The following is a 23,502-nucleotide window of genomic DNA, read 5'->3' on the forward strand; positions in this document are numbered from 1 at the left end:
GCTGGTGCTGGCCACGCCTGCCATCTACGGCCAGGGCGGCGCGGGCGACGTGGCCACCATCCGCACCGGCCGCCCGCGCCCGCCCGAAAGCGCGCCGTGCCGTCGAAGCGCAAGGCCTCGGCGCCCGCGCCGGGCGCGAGCTTCAGGTGCAGGTTGCGCGCGTCCGCCGGCAGCATGGCGCGCGGCACGCCCACGCGCAGCGCGTCGGCACGCACGAAGTCGCCGTAGCCCATCTCGTTGTATTGCGAGTAGCTGCGCAGCACCTCGCCCGAAGTCACGATCGCCTGACGGAACAGCGTGTCGCCGATGCCGGTGCGGCCCACGCCCAGCTGCGCGGCCGCGAGCCACGAGCCGTTGCGCATCGCCAGCGTGCCGGTGGGCGCGCCCAGGCCGGCCGCGCCGTTCAGCTCCACGCGGAAGGCGCCTTGCTGCAGCGCATAGGTCGAGGGCATCAGCGTGTAGGTGCCCGCGGGCAGGCCCGGCACGCCAGCGCCGATGGTGATGTGCTGGCCGACCAGAGGATCGACCGCGCCCTTCTCTGCACCCGTGGGCGCCACCGCCGGCTGCACGCCGGGCACGATGGCATACACGGGGTTGGTCGCGAGCCCCGGCAGCGTGAAACCGCCGCGGGCGCCCACCTGCATCAGCGGGCTGAAGCGCGCGTCGGTCGAGCCGCCGCGTCCGCTCACGAAGCCCGCGCCCCTGAGGTTGCCGCCGCCCGACAGGTCGAGCGTGGCGCCTTCCTGGCCTTGCACGCTGGCCCCCATGAACGTGAGGCCGATCGTCTGGTTGCGCTTGTAGGTGTCGCCCGCGCCCACGCCGGTGAGCTTGACCTGCTTGCCGTCGTACAGGTAGTTGATGCCGTCGACCGTGCCGCCATAGGGCATGTCCAGCCCCTCGCCGCTCACCGAGGTGAGGCTGCCGGGCAGCAGTCTGACCTGCGTGGTGAGCGCATCGCCGAGCGTCAGCTGCCCGAGCGGCACCCGCACCACGCCGGCCTGCTCGATAACGCCGGCGCGCAGCGACAGGTCGCCGAAGGCCGAGTACGGCACCTCCGGGCTCGCACCCGTGCCCTCGATGCGCAGCGCCGTGTCGGGCCGGTAGGTGCCGTCCGGCGCCAGGCCCGCGGACACCAGCGCCACCACGCCGGTGGCCGGGTAGATCTGCGCGGCGCGCAGGGTCAGGCTGCCGGGCACGACGAGGCTCGTGGAAACGCCGACGTCCTGCCGGCCTTGCAAGAAGCGCAGGTCGCCGCTGCTGGCCAGCGTGACATGGCCGAAGGCGGCCAGGTCGACCGTGGGCGCTTCGCTCGCGCCGTCGAGCACGGGGACCTTGCCGTTGACGCCGAAGCCCATGCCGTCGCGGATGTCGATCAGGTCGCCCGCCACATCGAGGCGGGTGCCGGACGGCACGCGCACCACGCCGCCTTCGGCGACGGGCGCCCTCAGGACTTCACGCGAGAACGACGGCATCGCGCCGGCCAGCCGCACGTGCGCGGCCGACAGCGCCACGTGCGCGTCGTCGGGTGCGTCCTTGGCAAGCGCAAGGCCGCCGGCATACATCTGCAGGCCCTGCCGCATGCGCAGGTCAACGCCGTCTTCGAAGGCGAGCGTGGAGCCGGCAAACAGCGAGAGGCTGTCGAAGCCGCCGCGCCGGACCGTGTCGGTGCCCAGCCGGGCCTGGCCGTAGACGAGTGCCCCGTCGTCGACGCCGGCTTGCAGGGTGTCGGGCGCAAGCGGTGCGCCCTGCTCCACGCCCAGCACCAGCACGCGGTGCCGGCGCACGCGGTCTTCCGCCTGCTGCAGCGGGTCCAGGTGCAGGCGCAGGCCCGGCGTGCCGAGCACCACGGCCAGCGTGCCGCCGGCCGCGCGCTCGCCGCCCGCGACGGCGCGCAGGGTGCCGTCCAGCTGCAGCCCGTTGTACGACGCGAGCGAGATGCTGCCGCCATTGCTACCCACATCGGTCGCGCCCATGCCGGGCACGTCGAGCACCGCATGCGTGCCCGAGGCATCGAGCAACGCGCCCGGGCGCACGACGACGAAGTTCTGCGACGCGGTGGCCTTGCTCCCCACCGCATCGATCTCTCCACCGACCACGATGCTGCCGCCGTCACGCACCAGGCCGTAGCGCTTGCCGGTGGTGTCGGTGGCGGTGGCCGCATGTGCCGACGCATCGAGCACCGCCTGCCCGCCGATCCAGATCGAGCGGGCATGGGCCTTTGCATTGGCAATGTCCGATTCGAGGTCGGTGATGTCCACCGTCTTCAGCACGATGCGCCCGCCGTTCGCGCGCAGCGTGCCGTCCACCGTGAGCTGGCCGGCGCTGCGCACCTCGATGGCCTGGCCCGGGTCGACATGGATCGCCGCGCCCTTGCCCACCACGGCCTGCACCGTCGGCAACTCCTTGGCGAGCGTGGTCGTCGTGCCGGCCTGCAGCGACAGGCTCGCGCCCTTGCGCTGCGTGAGCACGGCTTGGGTCGCGTCTTCCTGGTAGAGCGGCGGCGTCCACACCTCGAGCGCGTCGGCCGGACGGCTGCCGGTGGCGACGTCCTGCGCGTGGGCGCCGAAGCGGTACACCGGCATCGTCACGTCGATCTGCGCACCGTCGGCCACGGTGAGGCCGTGGTTGCCGATGAGCGCGTAGCGGCTGAAGCCCTTGTCGAAGAAGCCGGCGTCGAGCATCAACGTGTCGGCCTGCGCCGTGCCCGAGGTGTCGCCGATGGCGACGCGCATCGTCTGCACGGTCAGCGTGCCGCCGCCGTCCACGCCGTGGCCGCGCAGCACCGCGCCGTCGAGCGCGACATGGCCGCTGCCCGTGTTGAAGCCGTCCGCCTCGAGCGTGACGCTGCCGCCCTTGCCGCCTTGCTGTTTGGCCTTCGACAACAGCGCCGCGCCGGACGACACGTCGATGACGCTGCCGGTGCCCAGCACCACGTCGCCGGTGCTGCGCACGGACACGCTGCCGCCGTTGCGGTACGCCACGCCGCCCGCGTCGGCCGGGTTCGTCAGCAGGTGGGTCCACAGGCCGCGGGTGTCGAGCGTCGCACCGCCTGCGAGCACCACCGAGCTCGTGCCGCCGTCGGGCGCGGTGAGCGTGCTGGTGTCCTTCAGGTAGTTGAGACTGACCTGTTCGAGCACGTTGCCCAACTGGATGCCGCCGCCGCGCGCGACGAGGTCGGCGTTGACCTTCACGTTCGGGCTGTACAGCACGAGGTGGCCGCCGTCGCCGACCTGCAGCGCCTTGTCGACCGCGATGCTGTCGGTGGCCGCGATGCGCACCGCGCCCAGGCGAAAGCCGCTGAGCTGCGCCGCATCGAGCACCAGCGTGTCGCGGCGCTCCGCGGGCAACACCGTCGAGAGGTCGAGCCCCGCCGCAATGCCTTCGGCCGTGTCGCCGAGCACCACGTTCTTGATGCCCGCAGCATCGAGCCGCCGGTGGATCGCACCGCCCGTCTTGTCGTAGTAGGCGTCGTAGCGGCCCACGACGAGCTGCCCGCGCTGCGCCACCGCGCCGGTCGACTGCTGGTAGCCATCGAGCCCGGCCTGCCGCGCCTGCGTCTGCCGGTCGCCCTGGAAGGTCTCGCCGACGATCTCGCCTTCGAGCACCGCGGCCTGGGTGCCGACGATGAGCAGGCCGGCATCGCGGCCCACGGTGTAGCCGCTTTCCAGCCGCGTCTGCGGGCCGATCAGCGGGTTGTAGAAGAAGCCCGTCGTCTTCTTGCCCCAGCGCGCGTGTTCGTCTTCGAAGCCCTTGTAGACGCCCGTGTAGCGCAGGTCGCCCGGCGCCTTCGACACTTCGTAGAGCCGCCCGTCGGCGCCCTTGAGCCAGCTCTGGTTGAGCCTGCCCGTGAGCACGTCGAGCGTGCCGCCCGAAATGTTGATGCTCGCGCCGCGCTGCGTGACCAGCTCGCCGCCGGTGAAGCCCACCACGCCGCCCTGCGCCATCCACTCGCCCACGCCGTGCGCCTGCGTGCCGAGGTCGCCGCCCACCTCGAGCAGGCCGCCGCCGGTGTACCAGCGTTCGCCCTGGTAGCCGCCGGTGCCGCCGGGCACGAAGACCAGCGAGCGCCGGTCGATCCACAGGTCGTTGTTGTTGAGGTTCTTGCTGTCGCGGTTGAGCGGCGCATCGCGCTGCTCGTTGCCCTGCACGTTGATCTTGATGTTGTTGGATTCCATCGCGAGCTTCACGCCCACCGCGCCCGACACGTCGATGCGCGCGCCCTCGCGCACGAGGCTGCGCTGCTTCGCGTCGACCACCACCTGGCCGCCGGTGGCCAGCGTGAGCGAGCCGGTCTGGAACTCGACCGTGCCGCCGCTGGCGACTTCGACGCGCGACAGGTCGCGGCGGTCGTTGCCCGCCAGCACGATGCTGCCGGTGCCCAGCTGGACCGCCGGCGCCATGAGCCCGGCGCGCTGGCTGTCGAGCGCGGTCGCACCGCCGGTGTCGAGCACGATGGCCGTGGTGCTGCCTTCGCCGAACCGGACCTGGCCCGTGGCGCCGGTCGCGTTCAGGTGCACCGTGCCGCGTGTGTTGACCGAGGTGCTGGACAGGATGACGCCGCCCTGCACCACTTCGCGCCCGGCCAGCGTGACGTCGCCGGTGGTCGCCTGGATCAGCCCGGTGTTGCGCACCGTGCCCGCCGGGCTGTTCGTGTCCAGCGTCACCGCGACTTCGTTGCCGCGCGTGGTCGAGCCCAGGTTGCCGTCGGTGCCCACGCCCTTGCGGATGGCGAAGCTATCGCCCGCCGCGAGCAGCGTCTGCCCACCGGGCGTGGCGATCTCGCCAGCGTTGTGCACCTCGGCGCCCAGCAGCAGCACATAGCCGCCGCCCTGCGTGGCCGAAGCGGGTGCGGGCGTGGAAAGCCTGGCACCGGCCTGCACCTCGACGCGGCCTTGCGCGTTCCTGAAGTTGGGCGCGCTGCCGTTGGCGTACACGCCGTGGGCCTGGAACTGCGCGTCGTCGATCTGCGCCGCCGCGGCCACGAGGTTGCGTGTGTCGACCTGGCTGCTGCCGCTGAACACGATGCCGTTGCGGTTGGCGACCATCACCGTGCCGTCGGCCCTGATCTGCCCCTGGATCTGCGAAGGCCGCGCCTGCGGGTCGTTCACCTTGTTGAGCACCGCCCAGTCCTTGCGCTGCGCGAAGGCCACGGTGGTGTTGCGCCCGACGTTGAAGGTCTCCCAGTTCAGGATGGCCTTGTCGGCTGTCTGCTCGACGGTGACGACCGTGCGGCCATCGACCTGCCGCTGCGAATCGCCGGTCAGCGCGCGCGCATTCGACCAGCCGGCGGTCAGCGAATTCGTGTCGACCTTCAGGCCGCCTTCGGCCAGGCCGTCGGGCACCGAGGGGTCGTTCTGCGCGGCACGCCGCGCGGCCGCCTGTGCCGCCTGCTGCGCCGCGATGCCGCGCGCCGCGAGGTTCAGGTTGCCGATCGACTGACGCAGCTGCTCGCTGGCGCGCTGCTGCTGCGCGAGCGGGCTCGTGAACTGCGCCGCCGGCAGCCCGTTGGGCATCAGGCCGGTGGCCGTTGCGTTGGCCTGCGCCGCGCCCTTGGCGTTGAACCAGGTCGGGCTGAAGGCGCGCTGCGCATGCGCCGGCGCGGCGGCCGCACCGGCGGCCAGCGCCAGCGCCATGGCCTGTGCCAGCGGCGAAATCCGGAAACTCCTCGCCTGCACGGCAGCGCCCTGGCGGCGGCTGCGGTGTCCCTCGTGTGTGTTCATCTGACGCCCAGTAAAGAATGAAATGCACCGGCACGGAATCCGTGCCCCTTACTGGACAGACCGACAGACGCAAACAAAACCGCTAAGTTTCTGGACCAATCCTGAGCGCACGCGAGGGCCAATCAGGCTGTCACATTCATCAGCTAAGCAGCAGCACGCCGCCCGGCAGCGCACGCGCCTCGAGGTCGTACGAGCGCTGGATCTGCACCAGCACCGTGTCGAGCGAAGCGATGGCGAAACGCCCGCTGACTTCGCGCCCGGCCAGGCGCTGCGCCAGCAACACCACGCGGCCCGGCCGGTAGCGGTTGATCTCCTCGATCACGTGCGCCAGCGGCGTCTGCCGGAACACCAGCACGCCGCTGCGCCAGGCCGAGGCCTCGCGGGTTGCCACAGCCGCCACCGGCCCGAGCGAACCCGCGTCGTACAGCACCTGCTCGCCGGCCTGCAGATCGCGCGTGCCCTTCGCGTGCGTGACGCGCACGCGCCCTTCGAGGCAGGTCACGCAGCCCCGGCCGGCGAGGTAGCGCACCTCGAAGCGACCGGCCTGCGCCTCGCTGCGGGCCGCACCCGCCACCACACCGAAGGGCTGCGGCCCGGCCACCAGGTCGAGGGCCGCCTCGCCCGCGATCAGGTCGATGCCGACGACGCGGCCCTCGACGCTGCGGCGCTGCACGCTGGTCTGCGTGTTGAGCACCAGGTCGACGCCCTCGGCCACCTGCACCGCGCGCTGCTCGCCGGTGGCCGTGCGGTAGTCGGCGTTCCACTCGCCGAACGACGGCCACAGGCCCAGCGGCGGAGAGACCACCGCCACACCCGCGGCCCCGGCCGCGCCCACCGCCGCGCCGAGGAACGCGCGGCGCGCAGCCACCGGCCGCGCCGACAGCACAGGGGGTCGCTGGACCTCGGCCGGCATGCCGCCGATGGCCGGGTCGAGCGCTTGCCACAGGCGTCGGGCCTGCGCCAGCGCGGGCTGGTGCTGGGGGTTGCCATCGCGCCAGCGGCGAAAGCCCTCGACGTCGTGCTGGGTGGCCGCGCCGGACGACAGCCGGCGCAGCCAGGCCTGCGCTTCGCGCAAGGCCTGTGCCTGTGCATCGGGCGGGGTCATCGGGGCTTCAACCCGCGCGCGCTGAAAGATGTCGCATACCCATGAGACGGCTCTCGACGCGGTGAACCGCACTTTATTTTTCATGCGACTCCCTCCCTTGCGGCATGCGGTCCGCGCGGCCCATGCGGGCGGCGATGTGGTCATGCGCCTCCTTGAGTTCCTTCTCTACCGTGCGCAGCGAGATGCCCAGCCGCGCCGCCACCTCGCGCTGCGGCAGGTGCTGCCAGCGCACCATCACCAGCACCTGCCGGCGCCGTGGCGGCAGGCGCTCGATGAGTGCGCGCAGCGCGGCCAGCTCCGCGCGGTCCTGCGCGATCTGCGCGGGCCCCGGCGCGGGGTCGGGCGTTTCGTCGAACAGCGCCTCGATCTCGTCGGACGTGGCCAGGCGCCCCTGCTTCGCGACCTGGTCGTAGGCCAGGTTGACGGCCACGCGCAACAAGTAGGCGGCGGGGTCGTGCACGCCGTCGATGTCGTCGCGGCTTTCCAGGCGCAGCCAGGTGTCCTGCAGCGCGTCGCCGGCGCGCTCGGCATTGCCCAGTCGCCGCGCAAGCCGCTGCTTGAGCTCGTCGTAGCGCGCGACCAGGAAGTCGCGCAACGCGGGCAGCGCGTTCTCGGGCATGGCGGTGGCGTCAGTGGCGCACCGGGCACTCGAGCCCGGGCGTCTGCGAGCGCGGCAGGATCAGCATCGTGAGCGGCTGCGCCATGTCCGGCGGCGGCGCGCGGTCGATGCGCAGCTGCCGCAGCGTGTCGAGAATGGCCTCGTCGCGCACGCGCTCACCGCTGGTGTGCAGCAGGAAGGCATGGGCGATGCGGCCGGTGCCGTCGATCACGAAGCGCATCGCCGCGCGGTAGCCGCCCGGTGCTGCGCGCGGGTGGGCGCACAGGGCTTCCCAGACGCGGGTCTGCACCAGCCCGTCGTAGCCGCGGTGAACGGCGGCGGGCGCGGCCTGCACCGCATCAGCCGGGCGTGTCGGCGCGGGCACAGCCGGCGCGAGCCGGAGCACGAAGGCGGTCGTGGCCCCCACGCCGGCGTCGTCGGCGACCAGGCCCGTGCCCGCGAGCAGCGCATCGAGGGCGGCCTGCGCATCGAACAGGCCGTGTACGGGCGCGGCTTGGCGTCCGGCCACGCGTTCGGCATCGAAGAACACGGGCAGCCCGGTCGCGCGGCCGTACTGCTCCAGCGCGGCGGCCAGCGGCTGGGCCGCGATGTCGAAGGCGATGCGCGCGGCCTGCGGCCGAAGCGGCGCCGCGTCGGACTGCGCGCGGGCGCTCATCCACGGCCCGGTCATGCAGGCGACCAGCGCGATGCCGGCCAGGGAGACGAGAGGAAAGGAAGGAGGTGCATGCCGCATGAGTTCGATACGCCCGGCGAAAGCCACGGCCCGGGGGGCATGTCGAAGCGGATGCTAGGTTCGCTGCATGACGTTCGGATGACTTGGCCGGTCAGCGCGAGGCTTTCTCAGCACTTCGGCGACCCGGCCTGCGCGCAGATCGGCACGAAGATCCTCGCCCCCGCACGCTGCACCAGCAACGCCGCCGTGCCGTCGGCTCCTTCCAGCGCCTGGGCCAGGGCTTCGGCGCTGTCGATCGGCTGGCCGTTGAGCGCCAGGATGACGTCGCCCGGCTGCACGCCCGCGCGCGACGCCGCGACGTTCACGCGCTGCACCAGCAGCCCGCCCTCCACGCGCAGGAACTGCCGCTCGGCCGGCGCCAGCGGGCGCACCGCGAAGCCCAGGCGCGAAGGCACCGAGGCCGCCGTCGCCGCCTCGCCCTGCAGGCGCGGCGTGTCGTAGCCCTCCACCTTCACCTCGACCACGTGCTCGGCGCGGTCGCGCCACACCATGAGGCGCGCGCGCTGCCCCGGCACCTGCTCGGCGATGAAGCCCAGCGCATCGGCCGCCTGCACCACCTCGCGGCCTTGCACCGACAGGATCACGTCGCCGGTCTTCAGCCCGCCCCGCGCCGCCGCGCCGCGCGGCTCGACGTCGGTCACCAGCGCGCCGGCCGGGCGCGGCAGGCGGAAGGTGTCGGCCAGCGCCTGCCCCACCTCCTGCACGGACACGCCGATGCGCCCGCGCGTGACGGTGCCGGTGGCCAGCAGCTGGTCCTTGATGCGCATGGCGGCGTCGATGGGAATGGCGAACGACAACCCCTGGTAGCCGCCGCTGCGGCTGTAGATGCGCGAGTTGATGCCGATCACCTCGCCGCGCAGGTTGAACAGCGGCCCGCCCGAGTTGCCGGGGTTGATCGGCACGTCGGTCTGCAGGAACTGCATCGACTCCGCGCCCGGCAGCAGCCGCCCCTTGGCGCTGACGATGCCGGCCGTCACCGAGTTGCCGAAGCCGTAGGGCGAGCCGATGGCCGCCACGCCGTCGCCGGGCTCCACGTCCGCCGGATCGCCGATGCGCACGGTGGGCAAGCCGGTCGCGTCGATCTTCAGCAGCGCGACGTCGGCCAGTGCGTCGAGCCCGATGAGCCGGGCCCGGAACTCGCGCCGGTCGGGCAGCTTCACGCGGATCTGCGTGCCGTGCGCGACCACGTGCGCGTTGGTCAAGATGAGCCCGTCGGCGCTCACGAGGAAGCCGCTGCCCAGGCTGCTCTCGTCGGCCTCGGCCGGCGGCGCGCGCAGCAGCCAGCGGTCGCTGAAGCGGCGCGCCGGCACCGACGGCCGTTCCACGCCGATGTGGACCACGGCCGGCCCGAAGGCCTTGACCAGCGCCGCGAGCCCCGGCACGGGCCACGGCATGGCGGCGTGCAGCGGCACTGCAGCCGCAAGGCCCAGCAGCGCCACGCAAAGGCGCCGCGATCGGTCAGGTGCGCGCGACAAAGCTGAGCGTGAGTTGCAGCACCATCGGCTGGCGCATATCGCGCGGCGGTGGCTCGGCCAGCGGCTGCGCGGTGAGCAGCGCGCGCAGGTCGGTGTCGGCCTGCGCATCGCCCAGCGAGTCGAAGGCCACGCGCTCGACCTTGCCGCTGCCCGCGACCCACACGCGCACCACCACCGGCGCGGGCGGCACGGGCTGGCCTTCTTTCAGCATGCGCTCCTGCATCCAGGTGTGCAGCCGCACCACGGTGTCGCTGGCCGGGTCGCTGAGCGACGACTGCAGCTGGTTGCTCGCGAGGTTGGCGTAGCTGATCCAGTGCTGCGGCACCTGCGGCTGGGCCTGCGCCGATGCAGCCAGGGGCGCGGCGGCGGCGGACAGCCCGAGGCCGAGCCCGCCGAGCGCCAGGCGCAGGCGGCGCCAGCCGCGGATCTTGCCGGAAGAAAAGGTCATGGGAGTTCCAATGAAAAGTCGAAGAAGGACGCTCAGCCGCACAGCACGCCGACCGACAGGGTCGAGGCCCGCGCGGCGGGCGACTGCTGCGGGCCGAGCTGCGGTTCGCGGCTGTGCGTGTAGGCGATGCCGTGGGCGTCCAGGAAGTCGCGCAGGCGCGCCGCCGGCACCGCGCGCACCCGCGTCACGCCGCCCGCCACGCCCGCGGCCGAGGCCGCGCGGCTGAGCACCATGCCCGACGCATGCGGCGCGGCGGCGACACGCTCGACCACCACGCCGAGCAGCAGGCCGTCGGCGCCCAGCACCGCGCTGCCGCTGGCGCCGGGTTGCACGCCCGACAGCAGCTGCAGGCCTTCCACGCCAGGCACGGTCATGGCGTTGCTGAGCAACGCCGCGCGGTCGGGCATGCGCTGCAGCACCGCGTAGGCCTCGGTGAACACGCCCACGCTGCCCGGGGCCGGCGTGCGCACGTCCGCCGCGAGCGTGGCGTGCAGGTACGGCGTGAGGGTGGTGCGCAGCACCGCTACGTCGAGTTCGGCGCTCTCGGCGATCACCCGGGCCTGCGCCACCTGCGCGTCCTTGAGGGCGAACAGCGAGCGGCAGTCCGCCACCGCATGGCGCGCGGTCAGCACGTCGCCGGCGGCATTGAGGAACACGCCGCTGGCATTGGCCTCGGGCGGCGCGGCATGCACCGCACCGGCCAGGACGGCGAACGCCAGGGCGAACAGGAACGACGCCCACGGGCGCGGGCGGGGGCCGGCAGAAGACAGCAGCAGAGGGGGCATCGGACAGTCACGAAAGCTCTGAGACAAAGACGGAACTGCGCGCCCCGGAATGTCGTTTGTCACAAAAATTTCATCTGCCGCCCTTCCCTCTCACTGCCCCAGCAGACGCCGCTCCTGCGCCGTGAGCTTGGTCTTCTGCGCATCGCCCAGCGGCCCGCGCCCCAGCACCTGCACCGGGCTGTGCGCGTCGTAGCCCACCGGGCGCGCAGCGGCGCGGCCCGCATCGGCCGGCGCGGCAGCGCCGTCGGCGGCCTCGTTGCCGAAGCCCAGCACGCGCACCGTGAACACCGACGGCAGCGCCTGGCGCGCCGCCGCGCGTTCGCGCTGCATCGCCTCCTGCGCCGCGCCCACGGCCTGCGAGGCCGCCGCGCTGGCGTTGGTGAGCGCGCCCACATTCACCGAAGCCACCACCGGCAGGCCGGCCGACTCGCCCTTGACCTGGATGTTGGCCGCGTTCACCACCTGCAGGGCCGCGAGGTTCACGTTGCCCGACACGCGGATGCCCGCCTCGCCCGCGTCGATGGTGCCCAGCGGCGCGATCAGGTCCATGTCGCCCGCAGGCACTTCGGCGATGGGCGCCAGCGTGGCCAGGCCGGCGCCCGAGCTGGGCACCTGCGACGACAGTTTCACGTTGCCGATGTTGTCGTACACGCGCTTGGGCGGCGTGTAGACCAGCGTGGTCTTCGAGCCCCGGCCCGCGTTGATGTCGCCCTGCTCCGACCAGGCCAGCACGTCGCCGCCGAAGGTGGTCATCACGCGCGACAGGCCCAGCAGCAGGCTGCCTTCGCTGAACAGCTGGATGTGGCCCATGCCCTGCGTGATCACGCCCGCGCTGCCCGGCGGCACCGCGCCCTGCACGCCCACCACGATCTGCCCGCCCGGCGCCATCATCTGGATGTCGCCGCCGAAGTCGGTGTGCACGCCCGAGGGGCCGTACAGGATGATGTCGCCGGTGCGCACGATCTCCTGGCCCGCCGCGTCGAGGTCGGGGAACAGCGTGGCGATCATGCCGCGCCCGCGCAGGTAGCTGCCGTAGCGCGGGCCGTCCACGTCGTTGTACTCGCGGCCCCCGGCACGCAGTTCGGCGAAGTACACGCCGCGCAGGAACACGCGCTGCTGCTCGGGCGCCAGCGCCTTGAAGTACGCGAGCGCGCTGCCCGGGTCCTTCGCGTCGGCGCTGGTGACCACGAAGCCGTAGCGCTCCTTGAGCCATGCGGCCAGCTCGGCGTCGTAGGTCTTCACCACGCGGCCCGGCTGGCTCGCCAGCGACTGGCCGGGGCCCGACTCGGCGCGCTTCGCGGGGTCGAGGTAGCGGTCGGCGATGGCCGAGAAGTCCGGCCCGCCCACGCCCATCGGGCCCATGCCGGCCATCATCGCGATGCTCGCGCCGGGGCGCGTGTCGCCCTCGGCCAGTGCGCCGCGACTCACCACGCTGGCGCGGTCGTCCTGCGTGATGTGGCGGCCGGCCGACACCTCCAGCGTGCCGGGGCCCGCCACCTGCAGGTTCGCGTACAGGATGTCGCGCCCGGCCTGCACCAGCGACACGTCGCGCGGGTCGTTGTTCACGATCAGCGCCTCGGTGCCGACGATGTCGCGCCCGGCGCGGACGCGTGCCGGCGCGGCCGAGCGGTACCAGGTCTCGGGCGCGGGTTCGCCGCTGGCCTGCACCTTGCGCGCCGTGCCGCTGGCCAGGCCCAGGATGTCGCCGCGCACGGCGTAGAACAGCGAGGGCGGCGCATCGGCTGCGTGCAGCGCGCGGGGGCCCAGCGTGTCCGGCCCGAAAGCGAACAGCGGGTGGTTGTCGACCACCCCGTAGTTCGGCACGCCGGGCGATCCGACCATCGAGCCCTCCGGGCTGGTGTTGTAGACCACCGGCTGCTGGCGCGAGTTGTAGCCCACGAAGGCGGGTGCCCAGGGCGTGGGCAGCGGCGTGACCGCGCCCGACATCCCCACCGGATAGCCGCCGCCGAACAGCGAATTGCCCGCTAGGAACTCGAGCGCGCCCGAGGGCGACGGCGCGAGCACCAGCGCACGGCCGGGCGCCTCCTTGGCCGGCGTGGCCGAGAAGCCGTAGTACAGGCTGCCCGAGGCCGCCGTCGCGCGCAGGATCGACGGATAGACCGTGACGTTGTCGCTCATGTTGATGCTGCCCAGGTACCGGCCGGCGGCCTCCCGGTTCGCCAAGTCGGTGCCGGGCGTGAGGTTGCCGCCCGCGCTGAACAGGTTGATCGCGGTGCGATCGGTCCACAGCGTGAACCAGCCCTGACCGATGCCGTACTCGGTGCCGCCGAACTTGAATGCCGAGCTGTTCGGCACGCGCGCGCGGCCCGCGTCGGCCACGCTGGTGAGCACCAGGTCGCCCGGCGTGTCCAGGTACATCGCCGAATCGCCCGGCACGAGCACGATGCCGGCATTGCCGACGCCGATGGTCGGGGTGAAGGGGTCGATGGGGCGCGTGTCCTTCACATCGCCCTCCTGGCCCGGCAGCGAGAACGCGTACTTGCGGTAGCGCACCTCGACGCCGCCGATGGCGGAGGCCGACACGGTGGCCGCGCCGCGCAGGTTGACCAGGGCGCCGTTGAGGTCCTGGTACTGCGTATTGGTGCCAGAGCTGCCGTACTGCGCCGCGGCCAGGTTCGGATTGACCACGCCGCCGATGCGCAGCTGCAGGTCGCCGCCGCCGGTGAGCGTCAGTTGCCCGTTCGCGTCGACGCGGCCCGTGCTGCCGACCGCCGCCACGATGGCCTCGCTGCGCTGCCAGACCTGGCCGTTGCCCAGTCGCGTGGTGAGGCCCGCGTCGCCGCCCGCGCGCAGCGTGAGGTTGCCGCCGCCCAGCGTGCCCATGCCGGTGAAGCCCACCAGGAAGGGCTCGGGGCTGCTGTCGGTGCTGACCTGCGCACCGGCCGGCAGTGCGTAGGTGCCGAAGTTGATCCACCACGACGTCGCGATGCGGTCGCTGCCGGCCAGGGCCGTGCCCGAGCCCTGGCGCCACAGCCAGCTGCCCACCGCGGCGCTCGGCGCCTGTCCGCGCTCGCCCCCGAAATGACCCCAGACGTCGCCGACGACGTTGCCGCCCACCGTGATGTCGAGGTTGCCGCCCTGCTCGGGGTACCAGGCCTGGTAGGCCGCGAGCGCGGCGCTGTAGTCCGCCGTCTGCGGGCCGATCACCGAGCCGCCGACGGCCTTGCCGCGTGCGAGGTTGAAGGGGTCGAGGCCGTTGGCGTCGAGCAGCGGCGCCGAGCGCGTGCCGGCCGTGTAGACGCCGAACGGCGACTCCATGATGAAGTTGCCGGCCGCCGCCAGGCCCAGGTCGCCGGTGCCGGTGCGCAGCACGCTGAACATCGGCGACAGCGGCGTGTACTTGGTGACGTCCTTGACGGGGTTGATGACCGTCGTGCAGATGCCCGGCCCCCACTCGCAGATGGTGACGTATTCGGGCAGCACCGGCGTGCCCTCGACGAAGCTCGGGTCCCAGTCGTCGCCGTTGGGGCCCCAGAAGTAGGAAAGGCGCGCCGGGTCGACCACGCAGGTGCCCTCACCACCCCAGTCGCAGTAGCCCGCCTCGAAATCCAGCGGGTCCATCGGCGTTCCCTCGTCGTGGCCCCACATGGGCCCGTTCGGACCCCACAGGAAGCCGCTGCCGCCCGGCGTGAGCTTGACGTTGTACATCGCGTGGCTGTCGGCCAGGATGAGCGCGCCGTGCTTGGCCGGGTCGACCGCGCGGCGGTCGGCCGAATCCAGGTCGGCGCCGGCCGTGAGCTGCAGGCTCCAGCTCGTCGCGCCCTGCCCCAGCATCGGCGCCACGGCCCAGTTGCGGCCCTGCACGCCGTCGACTTCGGGCCGCAGGTTGACGGCCGCGTCGTTCGGCAGCTGCACATCGGTCAGCGACGGAATCACCGCGCCGCGCGCCAGCGCGATGGTGCCGTCGGCCTTCATCGCGACCGGCAGGCGCACGCCCTTGGGCCACACCATCGCCTGCACGCTGGCCTCGGCGCGCAGCGCGGTGCCAGCGCCCAGCTTCATGCCGCTGTCCAGCACCACGGCCTCGCCCAGCACCGTGCCGGCCTTCAGGCGCACGCTGCCGTCGGCGTTGTAGACGTTGGCGCGCAGCACCGTGCCGGCGGGCAGCGTGTAGGCCGCGCCCAGCGTCACGGTCACCGGCAGCACCGTGCCGGCCGGCAGCGCCATGGCTTCGGCGGGCACGTCGTAGTTGAGCAGCGCGTCCTTCGGGAACACGGTGCCCTTGTCGAGCACCACGCCGTCGATCGGCACGACGATGTCGCCGCCGTCGGGCGTGAACGGCGTGCCGAACTTCGTGCGCTGCTCGGTGAGGTACCAGCCCTTGTCGTCGGGCGTGGCCGGCGGCGGCGCGAAGCCGTCGTTGATGCTGCCGTACACGTTGAGGTTGCCGCCCGCGCGGATCACCAGCACGCCGGGCTCGCCGAAGCCGCGCCGCGCCGGGTCGGTGCGGTTCGCGCCCGGGCCGTAGCGGTAGCCCGAGAGGTCGATGTCGCCGACCACGCTGAGGTCGCCCTCGCCGGTGCTGCTGACGATCTCCACGCCGGGGCGCAGGTGGTAGCTGCCCAGGCCTGCCAGGCGCGCCGAGAGCGAGGTGTTGGCCAGCGCCTTGTCGATGAAGGCGCTGCTGTGGCCGTCGATCTCGTCGAGGTACTTCTGCGTGATGAGCTGCGGCACGTGGCCCGTGACGTCGGGCGCGCTCGCCAGCGGTGCGTCGCTGTAGGTGCGGAAGGCGTTGACCGCGATGCTCTTCGCGCCCTGGATGGTGGGCGTGCCGGCGACGTTCACCGCCACGTCGTTGTCGCCGCGTCGCGGCGCGTTCAGCGCGAGCGTGCCGCGCGATGCGCCGTCGTTGCCTTGCGCCGCGCCCACGGCCGTGCCGGCGCGCAGGTCGACGGCCGCGCCGCCGCCCAGGGTCAGCGTGCCGTGCGTGCTCGTGAGGTCGACGATGGCCCGGTTCGGGCTGTCGATGATCTTGCCGTAGCTGTCCACGCGCAGGCCGGTGGCGTGCGCGTCGAGCGTGCCGTTCACCGTGAGGTCGCCCTTGGCGGCGAGGCGGATCGCGCCCACCTGGAAGCCGCTGGCGTCGATACGGCCGTTCACCGTGAGGCTGCCGCCGTCGAGCGTGACCTCGACCACGCGCGCCTTCACTTCGTCGCCGATGGCGAGGTCGCCCTGCTTGATCTGGAAGCGCCGCGCGCCGGTCACGCCGCCTTCGTTCAGGCGCGTGTTCAGGCCCGCGAAGTCGGCCACGGTCTGGCCGCGCACGCTGATCTCGGCCGCGTCGTAGGGCACCACCGTGCCGCCCGTGTCGTACGTGCCGCTCGTGGTGCCGAGGATGCGCCCGCCCAGGTCGATGCGCCCCGCGCCGGCGCCCAGCGCCGTCGCCTGCAGCGTGCCGCCGCGGTTGTGCGTGGCCGACAGGTCGATCACCGAACCCGCCGCCTGCGCGATGTTGCCGGCCGAGCTCGTCACCTCCAGGTCGCCGCCGCGGCTGTAGCGCGTCTGCTCGAAGAACTTCACGGCGCGACCCGCGAGGTCGATGCGCGAATTGGCACCCAGCGTCACGTCGCCGCTGGCCGTGAGCTGCAGCTTGCCCGAGGGCAGGCCCACCGTGCCGTCGATGGTGATGTTGCGGCCGGTGAGCGCCAGCTGCGCGCCCAGCGCCGCATCGCCGGCCGGCTGCGTGCCCGCCGGAGCGCTCACCACGATGTCGCCGCCCGCCGTGATGCGGTTGTTCGAGCCGGCCTCGCCGGTGAGCAGCGGGGTGCGCAGGTTCAACTGGCCGCCCGTGTGGTCGTAGCCCTTGCCCGTCACGAACTCGCCCTGCTGGTGGTACACGCCCAGCGTGCCCTTGCCGTTGGCGGTGATGCGCTCGCTCGCGTTCAGGTTGACCGTGCCGAAGCCCAGCGCGAGCCGGTCCGCCGAGTAGCCCGCGTCGGGTTGCGTGTTGGGCGCGTGGCCCAGCACGATGCGCGCGGCCGACACGTCGAGCGTGCCGTGGCCCAGCAGGCTGCCGATGGCGCCGCCCGGTGCGTTCCCACCGGGAAAGATCTCGTCGTTGCCGGGCGGGCGCGGCGTGAGGCCGGTCCAGATGAATTCGCCGGTCGTGATCTTCGCGGTGTCGCCCGCGCCGCCGTAGCCGTAGATGGCGGGCGTGCCCAGCACCAGCCGTTCGATCGACGACACGCCGGTGGCGGGGTCGAGCGTGTCCAGCGACACCGCGCCGTAGATGTTCACCGACTCGCGCGCGTTCAGCACCAGCGTCTCGACCGCGGGCACGCCTTCGCCCTTGTTGCCGGCCAGCAGGTTCGCCAGGATGACCTGGTTCATCGACAGGCCCGACGGCAGCTGGCCGTTGGCCGCCGCCTGCTGCAGCGCCGCGTCGCTGCCCAGGTTGACCGCGGACACCGCCAGCAGCAGGTTCTTCGCGCCATAGCGCACGTTGTCGGCCATCGTGAACGAGCGGTTGGTAGCCACGGCCAGCGTGCCCTCGCCGTACAGCGTGGTGTGGCCGGTGCAGGCGCCGCTGGGGCACGCGCCGATCTGGACCGTGGCGGGTATCCCCCCGGCGACGGGCGGCAGCAGGTTGATCCAGCCGTTCGACAGGCCCAGCACCCCGCCCAAGCCCGCCGAGAACACCACGCCGTCGGTGGAATCGTAGGCCGGCGCACCGGCGCCCAGCGTGTTCAGCGACGCGCCCTGCTCCACCTGGATGCCGTCGCCGTAGCCGCCGGCCACGAGGAAGATTTCGGCGCCGCGCAAGGTCGCGCCGCTGCGCACGACGACATGGCCGGTGTTCGACTTGAAGGTCGCGTAGTTGTCGGCATACGGCAGATCGATCTGGCCACCCAGGATCATCCGTGGCGCGCCGAAGGCGTTGAGCTGGTCGGCCTGCAGCGACGCGCCCGTGAACCCGGCCGTGCGCTGCGCGCCCGGCGCCGTCGCCTCGATGGCGATGCCCTTCGCCGACAACGTGCCGCCGAAGCCCGCGCTGCCGGCCGCCGGATTGAACAGCGCCGTGCCGTCGAACTGCAGCATCGACACGCCGTCCTTCGGCTTGGAATAGAAGTAGTCCAGCAGCAGGTTGCGGGCGTCGGCCGCGATCTCGCCGCGCACGCCGCCGCGGCGTGCCGCGTCGGCCACCACGAAGGCGTCGTAGCCCATCTCGTTGTAGCTGGCGTACTGCTTCACCAGCGCCGCCGGCGTGACGACCAGCTGGCTGGCCAGCGACGACTTCACCGCCGTGTTCGCCACGCCGAGGTAGCCGCTCGCCACGTACGAGCCGTAGCCAGCCGGCAGCGGCGTCGCGGGCAGCGCGCTTTGCGCCCCCACTTCCACGCGGAAGGCACCGGGCAGCAGCGCGTAGGTCGAAGGCAGCAGCGTGTAGGTACCGGCCTTGAGCCCGCCCACGTCGTGATCGAGCGTGACCTGCCGGCCGATGGCCGGCTCGCCGGCGCCCATGTCGGGCGACACCGGCGCGTAGCCGCCCTGGAAGCCCGGCACGATGGCATACACGCCGTTGCCCGCCTTGCTGAAGGTGTTGGCCGGATTGGCATTGGCCAGCGGCGTGCGCAGCACGTCCACCGAGCCGCCGCGACCGCTCACGAAGCCCGCGCCCGTGAGCTCGCCGCCGCCCGACAGGTCGAGCAGCGCACCCTGGTGCCCGACCACGCTGTCGCCCGTGAGCAGGATGCCGCTGCTGCCGATGGCGCGCTTGTCGATGGGCGTGCCCGCCACGCTGTAGCCGATGCCGTCGGTCGTGCCGCCGTAGGGCATGAGCAGGCCGGCGCCGCTGACCGAGGTGATGCTGCCCGGCAGCAGGTCGACCACGGTGGCGCGCGCCTCGAAGGTGCTGCGCCCGTCCTGCCCCACGATGAGGTTGCCCAGCGGCGCGCGCACGATGCCGCCCTGGCGCACCGTGCCGCCGCCGAGCGCGAGCGTGCCGAATGCCGACTGCGGCATCGCCACGTCGCCCTCGACCTGGCGGCGGATGTCCAGCACGCGGCCCTCGTCGTAGCCCGCGCGGATCTGCGCGTTGGCGCCGGTGGCGGGGTAGATCTGCGCGGCGGTGAGCGTGAGGTCGCCCAGCGTCGCCAGCTCGGTCGTGGTCGCGCCGAGCAGGCCGAGCGTGGGCGTGCCGCCCAGCAGGCGTAGGTCGCCGCGGCTGGTCATGCTCACGGTGTCGAAGCCGCGGCGGTCCACCACCTGCGCGGGGCCGGTCTTCATGGCGATCTCGCCGTGCGCGCCGAAGCCCACGCGGTCGCGGATGTCGATCAGGTCGGCCTCGGCCGTGAAGGTGGCCTCGCTCGCGCGGGTCGATGCGCCGTGGCGCCAGGTGGTGGTGTAGATCACCTCGTTGTCCTGCTTGGGCGCACCGGTCACGCCGGCCAGCCGCAGGTAGGACGAGGCAAGCCGCACGCTCGAATCGGTGGCCGCGCTGTCGGCCAGCGCGAAGCTGCCGGCGTACAGGCGCAGGCTCTGCGCGGTCGTGAGGTCGACGTGGCCGTCGAAGCTCAGCAGGCCGTTGACCAGCAGCGAGAGGTTGCCGAAGCCGCCGTCGCGCACCTGGTCCGCGCTCAGGCGCCCCTTGCCGTAGGCCAGCGCCGCATCGGCATGGCCCGGCTTGAGGGTGGCCGGCAATCCGCTGGGCTGCTGCGCCTGCGAGATCACCAGCTCGCGCGCCTGCCGCACCGCGTCGTCGACGGTGTAGATCTTCGAGAACACCGGCGCTTCGAGCGCCACCGCGAGCGTGCCGCCCGCCGCATTCGCGCCGCCCGCGTGGGCGCGCAGCGTGCCGTCCAGGTACAGGCTGTGCGCCGACTTGAGCACGATGCTGCCGCCGTCGCTGGCCACGTCGAGTTCGCGCCACAGGCCGCCCACGGCCGGCACGTCGATGCGCGCATGGCTGCCCGAGGCATCGAGCAGCGCGCCGGGGCGGATGACGATCGCGAGGTCGGGTGCGTTGGCCGCGCCCTTGGCTTCCCAGTCGAGCGCGCCGCCGATGGAGATGGTGCCGCCGTTGCGCACCGTGCCGTAGCGGCGGCCGTCGTCGTCGATGCCGGTCTGCGCGCGCGCCGCCACGTCGAGCACCGCGCCCTCGCCGATCCACACCGAGCGGTTGTGCGGCTGCAGCGAAGTGCTCAGCGGCGAGTTGAAGGCCGGCGCCTCGATGTCGATGGCGATGCGCCCGCCCCAGGCGTTGAGCCGGCCATCGACCACGAAGCTGCTCAGGCCGCCGCCGAGCAGCTGGATCGAGCGGCCCGGATCGACCGTCACCACCGCCCCCGCGCCGATGGCGACGTTGCCGCCTTCGGTGATGCGGCGCTGCGAACGCAGCACGAGGTCGGCGCCCTGGCGCTGCACGGCCTGGCGGTTCACGGTGTCCTGCTGCAGCAGCGGCGGCGTCCACAGTTGCAATGCGATGCCGGCTTCATGGTCGGCACCGGCCCCGGGGGCGATGCGATAGACCGGCATGAGCACGTCGAGCTGCGCGCCCGGCGCGACCGTGAGGCCCGCGTGGCCGTTGAAATCGTAGGTGGAAAAGCCCGATTGCAGGCGCGACGCGTCGAGCACGAGCTGCGTCGCGTCCGACAGCGCCGGGTCGGGGCCGATGAGCAGCGCGTGGCCCGTTTCGATCTTCAGCGTGCCGCCGCCGGTCACGCCATGGCCGCGGATCTCGCCGCCGAGCGACAGGCGCCCCTTCGCATCGGTGGGCGACGCGGCCGAGTCGGCCACCAGCGTCACGTTGCCGCCCTTGCCGCCCTTTGGCTTGCCCTTGGCCAGCAGCGCCGCGCCCGACGACACGTCGATCAGGCTGCCCTGCCCGACCGTCACGCCGTGCGTCGATTCGAGGCGCACCGTGCCGCCGTCGATGACCGCGAGCGTGGCCGAGTCTTCAGGTGCCGTGCCGATGTCGACGCGGCGTCCGCGCAGGTCGAGCGTGACGCCGTCGCGCACGGTGAGCGACGAATCGGCATCCTTCGCCAGCACGCGCGGCTGGGCGCCCGCCACCGGCGACGTGAAGACATTGCCGGCCTCCAGCGCGCCGCCGCGCACCGTGACGTCGGCGCCGATGTCGATGAACGCGCCGAGCAGGGCCATGCGCCCGCCGTCGGCCAGCGTGAGCGCCTTCTCGACGTTGATGCTGCCGCGCGTGCCGATGTCCAGCACCGACAGGTGCTGCGCATTCAGGTGCGCCGCGTCGAGCCACAGCGTGCCGATGCGCTCGTCGGCCAGTGCGTCGGCCGCGGCCATCTGCTGCGTGACCGGTGCCACGTCGCCGAAGCGCACGTCGGTGTCGAACAGGTCGATGCGACCGAGCGCGCCGTAGCGCCCCACCGCCAGCACGCCGCCGCGCGCCACCGCGCTCTGCGACTGGCGGTAGCCGTCGTCCAGCGCGGCATCGCGGGCGCGCGTCTGCTGCGCGCCGTTGAACACCTCGGCCACGATGTCGCCTTCGAGCACCGCCGTGGGCGCGCTCACGACCAGCCGGCCGGCGTCGCGCCCGACGGTGTAGCCGTTCTCCAGCTTGCGCTGCGGCCCGATCAGCGGGTTGTAGAAATAGTCGGTGTTCGCCTTGCCCCAGCGCACGTGCTCGGCCTCGAAGCCCTTGTAGACGCCGTCGTACAGCAGGTCCGACGGCGCGCTGTTCAGGTTGTACAGCCGCCCGTCGCTGCCCTTGAGCCAGGTCTGGTAGATCTTGCCGGTCTGCACGTTGAGCGAACCACCCGACAGGTTGACCGTCGAGCCCGCCTGCGTGACCACCTCGCTGCCGCCCAGCACCACCGTGCCGCCCTGCGCGGCCCATTCGCCGATGCCGTGGCCCTGGTTGCCCAGGTAGCCGCCGACCTCCAGCAGGCCGCCCGCCGCGTACCAGCGCTCGCCCTCGTAGCCGCCCACGCCGGGCGCCACGCGCACGAGCTTGCGCCGGTCGATCCACACGTCGTTGTTGAAGAGCTTGCCGCTCTCGCGGTTGCGCGGGGCGTCGCGCATCTCGTTGCCCTGCACGTTGACCTTGACGTTGTTCGATTCCATCGTCACGTTCACGCCCACCGCGCCCGACACATCGAGGCGCGCCTTGTCGGCCACGAAGCTGCGGCGCGTGGCGCTGGCCGCGATCTGCCCGCCGGTGGCCAGCGTGAGCGACTCGCCCTCGAAACGGATGTCGCCGCCCGAGACGATCTCGATGCGCGACTGATCGCGCCGGTCCGACAGCCGCGAGAGGTTGTCGAAGAGCCCAGGCGGCACGAGCGCGCGCGCGGCGTCCTGCGCGGCCGATTCCTTGAGGAGCGCATCGCGCTGGCTGTCGAGCGCGCTGGCCTTGCCGTCGTCCTCGATCAGCACGGCCGTGACCGCGCCCTTGCCGACAGCGACATTGCCGCGCGTGTCGGCGGCCGAGTTCAGCAGGTGCACCGTGCCGCGCACGGCGACGGTGGAGGTGGCCAGCGCCACGCCGTCCTGGCGCACGTCGCGACCCGCCAGCGTGATGTCGCCTTCGCGCGCCACGATGAGGCCGGTGTTGCGCACCGTGCCCGCCGTGCTGTCGGCCGCGAACTGCGGTGCGATCTCGTTGCCGCGCGTGGTCGAGAAGGCATTGGCCTCGGTGCCCATGCCCTTGCGGATCACGAAGCTGTCGCCCGCGGCGAGTTGTGCCTGGCCCTTGCGCGCGGCGATCTCGCCGGCATTGGCCACGTCCTTGCCCAGCAGCAGCACGTAGCCGCCGCCCTGCGTGACGGAGGCGGGCTCCTTGGTCGTCAGGCGCGCGCCGGCCTGCACCTCGACCTTGCCCTGGTCTTCCTTCGCCGTGGTGAAGCTCGGCGCGGTGTCGTTCGAGTAGATGCCGCGCGCCTTGAACTGGTCGTCGCTGATGTGGGCGGCCGCGGCCACCAGGTTGCGCGTGTCGGTCTGGCTGGTGCCGCTGAACACGATGCCGTTGCGGTTGGCGATGAGCACCGTGCCGTCGGCCTTGATCTGGCCCTGGATCTGCGAAGGCCGCGCCTTCGGATCGTTCACGCGGTTGAGCACGGCCCAGTCGGCCTGCTGCTTGAAATCGACCGTGGTGTTGCGCCCGACGTTGAAGGTCTCCCAGTTCAGGATGGCCTTGTCGCCGGTCTGCTCCACGGTGACGACGGTGCGGCCGTCGACCTGCTTCTGCGAATCGCGGTTCAGCGCGCGGGCGTTGAGCCAGCCGGCGCTGAGCGAATTGGTGTCGACCTTCAGGCCGCCGTCGGCCAGGCCGTCGGGCACCGAGGGCTCGTTCAGTGCGGCGGCACGCGCGGCGGCCTGTGCGGCCTGCTGCGCGGCAATCGCCTGCGCCGCGAGGCCCAGGTTGCCGAGCGACTGGCGCAGCTGCTCGTTCGCTTTCTGCTGCTGCGCCAGCGGGTTCGTCAGCATCGAGGCCGGCGTGCCGTTGGGCAGGTAGCCCGTCGCGGCGGCCGTGCCCTGCGTCACGTTCTTCTGCGCCATCCACGCGGCGCTGAAGGCGCGCTGCGCCTGTGCATTGCCCGCCAGGCCCGCCATGGCCAGCGCGAGGGCGGCGGCGTGCGCGACCGGCGCGCGGCGGAATGTCTTGTTGCTCATGTCATACCCCAGAGAAA

The 23,502-nt window shown here is 72.6% G+C and carries 8 protein-coding genes; all 8 read right to left on the reverse strand.

The genetic code is table 11. The features are described from left to right. Nucleotides 1–5,720 (reverse strand): two-partner secretion domain-containing protein (locus AC07YS_RS12820; RefSeq protein ID WP_495275713.1); only part of this gene is annotated, 5,720 nt, incomplete at its 3' end. A gap of 139 nt (nt 5,721–5,859) precedes the next feature. Then, nucleotides 5,860–6,825 (reverse strand): FecR family protein, encoded by a 966-nt coding sequence (locus AC07YS_RS12825; RefSeq protein ID WP_495267726.1) that lies wholly within the window; start codon nt 6,823–6,825, stop codon nt 5,860–5,862. A 73-nt stretch (nt 6,826–6,898) separates the two neighbouring features. Next, nucleotides 6,899–7,444, reverse strand: coding sequence for an RNA polymerase sigma factor (locus tag AC07YS_RS12830; RefSeq protein ID WP_495267727.1), 546 nt, complete (start codon nt 7,442–7,444; stop codon nt 6,899–6,901). A gap of 10 nt (nt 7,445–7,454) precedes the next feature. Then, nucleotides 7,455–8,204 carry a TonB C-terminal domain-containing protein gene (locus tag AC07YS_RS12835; protein ID WP_495273890.1) on the reverse strand — a complete coding sequence of 250 codons (750 nt, stop codon included), beginning with the start codon at nt 8,202–8,204 and terminating at the stop codon, nt 7,455–7,457. Between the two features lie 80 nt (nt 8,205–8,284). Then, on the reverse strand, nt 8,285–9,616 hold the full coding sequence (locus tag AC07YS_RS12840) for a trypsin-like peptidase domain-containing protein (RefSeq protein ID WP_495267729.1): 1,332 nt from the start codon (nt 9,614–9,616) through the stop codon (nt 8,285–8,287). 19 nt (nt 9,617–9,635) lie between these two features. Then, entirely contained in the window at nt 9,636–10,100 is a 465-nt protein-coding gene (locus AC07YS_RS12845) for a YbaB/EbfC family DNA-binding protein (protein ID WP_495267730.1), read from the reverse strand. A gap of 32 nt (nt 10,101–10,132) precedes the next feature. Continuing rightward, nucleotides 10,133–10,885, reverse strand: coding sequence for a S1 family peptidase (locus tag AC07YS_RS12850; protein ID WP_495267731.1), 753 nt, complete (start codon nt 10,883–10,885; stop codon nt 10,133–10,135). 90 nt (nt 10,886–10,975) lie between these two features. After that, on the reverse strand, nt 10,976–23,485 hold the full coding sequence (locus tag AC07YS_RS12855; RefSeq protein WP_495267732.1) for a filamentous hemagglutinin family protein: 12,510 nt from the start codon (nt 23,483–23,485) through the stop codon (nt 10,976–10,978). Nucleotides 23,486–23,502 lie beyond the last annotated feature (17 nt).

It is taken from the genome of Variovorax sp. GW458-11-26-14-LB1 (assembly GCF_059423965.1).